Source organism: Actinospineispora acaciae DSM 45401 (assembly GCF_000620785.1).
In the GTDB taxonomy this organism is placed as follows: Bacteria; Actinomycetota; Actinomycetes; order Mycobacteriales; family Pseudonocardiaceae; genus Pseudonocardia; species Pseudonocardia acaciae.
Genome location: NZ_JIAI01000058.1, coordinates 1 through 4,613, shown reverse-complemented (window position 1 = coordinate 4,613; position 4,613 = coordinate 1). Strand labels below are relative to the sequence as shown.

Here is a 4,613-nt window from a genome sequence, read left to right as displayed (position 1 = left end):
GTCGTCCGGGGTCAGGTGCGCCTGGAGGTAGCGCAGCAGGTCGCTGGCGGTGGAGCGCAGGGCACCCGCGGCGGCGAGTCCGGGGTCGCGCCAGGCGGGTCGGGGCCGGCCGTGGCGGTGACCGGTTGCCTGTGGTTGGTCGGGGTCGAGGGTGGTGTGGGCGAGCCCGAGCGGTTCGAGCACGCGGGTGGTCAGCGCCTTGGGGTAGCCGGTGCCGGCGGCAATGCCCAGGATGTGGCCCAGCAGTCCGGCGCCGAGGTTGGAGTAGTGAGGGCGGGTGGTGGGGCCTCGGCGGATGCGGGCGCGGGCCGTGGAGCGCAGCATCCGCTCGGGGCTGTAGGTGGCGTAGGGGTTGGTCCACCAGCGCGACACGGCCGTGAGCAGCAGGTCCAGCGGCACCCGGGGCAGGCCCGAGGTGTGGGTGGCCAGGTCGTGCAGGGTGATCCGCGCGCCGTACGCACCTCGGGGGAGGGCGCCGGCGGGGAGGTAGGTCGAGATGGGGTCGTGGTAGCGGACGTCCCCCCGGGCGGCCATCTCGGCGAGCAGCAATGCGGTGAACGTCTTGGTGACCGACCCGAGCTCGAACCTGGTGTGCTCGTCGACCCGGCCCCGGCACAGTAGCGCCGACTCCCGGTCGCGGACCGCGCACAGCGCGATCGCCGGCCCGGCGCCGCCGCCCGCGCACGCCTCGGCGAGCGACTCGAGCCGTCGCGCCAGCGAGGTCGGTGCGCTCACTGGGCGCCGAGGTTGCGCGACAGCGCCAGGGTGCCGGCCATGGCGGCGACGACGGTGGGGTGGTGGTGGTCGTGGTACGCCTGCTCCGGGTCGTCGTCCACCTCGTGGCCGTCGCGGGGCATCAGCCCGTCCTCGCGCTGGGTGCTGGCCAGGAGCTGGTAGTCGCTCGCGGTGCACCGGGGCTCGGGCAGGCACGAGTCGACGACCATGAGCTCGGCGACGAGGTCCCAGTCGCGGACCTCGCGCCACACGTCCAGCCACACCGGCAGCCAGGTGGCCAGGTAGTCCCGAATGCGCGGGGGCAACGCCCGTGGGTTGGCGCCCCAGTCGGTGAGGTGGAACACCGTGTGGGTGACGCAGTAGGCGGTCATCCAGTCCAACGCCCAGGGCTCCGGGGTGTTGCCCAGCCAGGTGGCCGCGGTCAGCGCCTCCCAGTCTGTGTTGTGGTCGACGCCGGCCAGGCGTGCGGCGTTGGCCACGGCCAGGCACCGGTTGGGCAGCAGCTCGACGTGGCGCGCCGAGGTCAACGACGCCCAGTGCGCCAGCAACCCGTCGAGCCGTTCGTGGCGGTAGCCGGCCCTGGCGAAGTGCCCGTAGAACTCCAGCGGGTCGGTGATCAGTGTGTGTTGGAGCTGCCGCTCGTAGAGCAGGTCGCCCTCGCCGAGCTGGTCCCAGGCGAACGCGAGCAGCTCACGCGCGGCCCGGGCATCCTCGGCCGAGGCGACGCCCTCGCGCAGCACCACGGCGGCGGTCAACGCGGTCTCGCCGAGGGGCTTGTAGAGGTTGTCCGGGTCGGTGAGCTCGGCGGTGGTCCCGGGCGGGAGCGCGCCGCGCCGGCGGTGACGGGCGAGCCAGCCGATGGCGCGGGAGGCGAGCAGGTGCGCCGACTCGCACAGGCCGGTAGCGGACGACGTCATCGGCGTGAGCCGGGACAGCGGAGCAGGCGCCGGGTGATCGCGGTCTCCAGCTCCACCCTCGGCCCACTACCGCTGTGCAGCTCGATGTGCGCCACGGCCACCCCCAGGTCCAGGTCCGGCCGGTGCCCATCCCGGGACGCGAGCGCGAGCCAACGGACCAGGCGCGCGGCGCTGAGGTAGTCGCGGCGCAGCATCGCTCGCACCGCGCCCCGCCCCAACGCCCGCGTGCGCCGCCGCACCTGCTCGTGCACGGCGCTGTCCAGGTCGGGGAGTGCGAGCGGGGCCAGCCGCGCGGCCCAGGCCGACCACCTCGGCCACCCGTCCTCGCTGCCGGGGACCTCGGCCGGCCGCGGCGTGTCGGGCGGGTCGGCGGCGGCATCGACCCACCGCGCGAGCACCTGGCCGGTCGCCCAGTCCCGCCACCCGGCCTCCGGAGTGGCGCCCAGGCTGCCCGGCGGGAACACCCGCAGCGCCTCGACCACGACCGCGCCATCGGCGGCGTACACCTCGGTCGGGTCCACCTCGGCGGCGTCCAACACCGCCGGCGCGAGCACATCCGGGCCCAGCACCCGTACCGCCGCCAACGCCGCCCGACGATCCGCGGCCTCGTCGACGAACCGAGCCAGCGGCCCAGCACCGATTCCGACCCGCGAGCCGTCGGCGAGGCAACCGGCAACCCGACCGGCGAGATCCTCCACCGCGGCCGCGTAGTCGGCCCTCGGGCGGACCGGCGGGCTCGGCACCTATTCGAAGCCCGCCTACTTACCCTTCCGGGGCTCCTTCGGTGCCTTCGGTGTCTGGAGCAGAAATGCGCCGCTGCTGGCCACCGGCGTGTAGCACGGGGCGTCGCTGACCGGCGCTTCGGGCTCGGACATGAGCGCGGCCACGGCGTCCACCTCGGCCGGTGATGCCACAACGGTTGTAGCCTGGACCGGTTCCTGAGTCCGCATCGGCTTCCCCCTCATCAACCACGGGCGATAACAGAAATCACGCTACGCAGGCCGTCCGGCGACAACAAGGGGCGCGGATCGCTTCGACACGAAGAACCCGCCGCAATCACTGGCCATTTATCCAGTGCTTAATTTTGACTTATCCAATTTCTAATTCATGTCGAAGAGGGCCACGCCGATCTCGGGAGCACGGGAGATCAGGGAGTTGCCCGGTCAGCGGGAGCTTGGCAACCGCTGCGCCCGCCGGAGCTGGACCTCGGGGCCAGTGGTGTGGATGTTCTCCAGGCGGGGGTGGGCGCCGGCGACTCGGCGCAGTAGCTCGCTGGGGGTCCTGGTCGTCTCGGCGAGGGCGTGCAGGCCCAGGCTGGTGCGTTCGGAGGCGGTGAGCTCGGCGATGAGGCGGGTCGCCAGCACGTCGTGGACCTCGGGGTCGGCGGCCAGCGCCTCGATCAGCTCGGCGAACCGGATGCCGGTGAACTCGACGTCCGGGGCGAGCGCCTGGCCGCCCAGCCACCGCCACACCTCGGGGGTCTGGAAAGCGCGCAGCGGTCCCAGCGTCCAGGTGGCCCGGTGGAGCAGGTCGATCGCGTGCGCGGGGTGGGCGGTGGAGGCCTCGTCGAGCAGCTCGCGGCTCGTTCGCAGCCACCGCCGCGCGAACTCGGTGGTGACCTCGCCGTCGTGGTCGACCCACCAGCGGGCCAGGGCGGTGAAACGGCGTAGCTCCGGGGTGGGCAGGACCGGGCCGACGGTGTCGCCGACGATGCCGTCGCGGGGCAGCAGGGGGACGGTGTTGTCGAGCAGGTACTCCATCCACCTCATTTCTTCGGTGTGACGGGCGGCTTCGGCCTCGGCGAGCATCGAGGCCAGCCGGGAGCCGGCGGGTGGGCGGGCCGGGAACGTCACGCCGTAGCGGGCGAAGCCGGCCAGCGCGAGTGCCCGGGCCTCGGCCGGTTCCGGGGCCTCGCGTGGGTGGTAGACGGGGGAGTCCAGGGTGAGCCCGATGCCGGTCAGCCGGCCGTCGGCGGTGCGCCGCAGGGCGGCCACCCCGGCGGCGAGCACGCCCCGTCCGCCGGCCAGCAGCAGGTGGTTGCCCGACGTCGGTATGCCGGGGTCGTTGACCCAGACATCCAGGCGCGGGTGGGCGGCGAGCAGGATCCGGCCGTCCAGCGGCATCAGCACCCAGTCGACGAGGACCTCGTCGCCGGCGAGCTCCATGCCGCGCTCGGTGCCCAGCCGCGCGACGGCCGGCCGTCCGAGCACCTCGGCGGGGGAGCGGTCCGGCCTCGGGCGGTAGACCTGGGCGGACGCGACCGCGCGCCGGTACTCGCCGGCGGCGGCTCGCGCCGTCTCGGCGGACTCGGCCAGCCCGGGCACCGAGGCCAGCACGGATACCAGGTCGGCGGGGGAGACGAGGATCCCGCGCTCGGCCAGCAACCGTCGTATGTCGGCCACCGGCAGCTCGGCGCCCCACCGGGTGTGCAGCCAGTCGACCAGCGACGGCAGCGTCTCGCGCAGTCCGGAGGCGTAGCCGACGAACTCGGCCAGCCCGTCCGGCCAGGTGGAGTCCTGGTCGGGGCGGACGGGCAGTCCCGGGACCACCAGCGCGGCCAGCCCATCTCGAATGATCATCGCGGTGACCGGAAGGCCATCCACCGTCACGATCCGCGGGGTCTCGTCGACCAGGTCCCGAAACGCCAGGACCAGCCCGGCGTCCACCAGGACCAGCTCGCCGTCCACCACGACGCCCATGCCGCGACCGTCCTCGGCCGTCACCTCCACAACCGAGCCGAGGACCGAACCGAAGGCGTCGAGCGTCGCGGTCGAGTCGAGCAGGTCGACGATCTGTCTCTCGTCCTCGCCGTGCGGCAGGTTGAGGTCGTTGAGGGTTCGGTGGTGGCGGTGGAAGGCGTCTTCGTGGTGCAGCAGCCGCGCGAGCAGGCCGGCGGCGCGCAGCTCGGCCAGTACGGGACCGAAGATGACGACCACGCCGCGCTCGGCCCAGAAGTACCCG

4 protein-coding genes are annotated in these 4,613 nt (G+C 73.5%); all 4 read right to left on the bottom strand.

Annotated features, from left to right (window positions below):
- Nucleotides 1-735, bottom strand: a 735-nt coding sequence (locus N912_RS59625; protein ID WP_051581822.1) for a serine hydrolase domain-containing protein, incomplete at its 3' end; no start/stop codon positions are given.
- Entirely contained in the window at nt 732-1,652 is a 921-nt protein-coding gene (locus N912_RS0147990; RefSeq protein WP_028928004.1) for a DUF6895 family protein, read from the bottom strand. The genes N912_RS59625 and N912_RS0147990, both read right to left, overlap by 4 nt.
- Complete coding sequence (locus tag N912_RS0147985; RefSeq protein ID WP_028928003.1) at nt 1,649-2,395, bottom strand: hypothetical protein; 747 nt, start codon at nt 2,393-2,395, stop codon at nt 1,649-1,651. The genes N912_RS0147990 and N912_RS0147985 overlap by 4 nt, the downstream gene beginning before the upstream one ends.
- A 420-nt stretch (nt 2,396-2,815) precedes the next feature.
- On the bottom strand, nt 2,816-4,613 hold a 1,798-nt coding region (locus tag N912_RS64905; RefSeq protein ID WP_037070434.1), incomplete at its 5' end, for a hypothetical protein.

What these genes read in the sequence shown, in the direction of transcription:
- N912_RS0147990 (WP_028928004.1), bottom strand. Translation starts at nt 1,652, where the DNA reads ATGACGTCGTCCGCTACCGGCCTGTGCGAGTCGGCGCACCTGCTCGCC.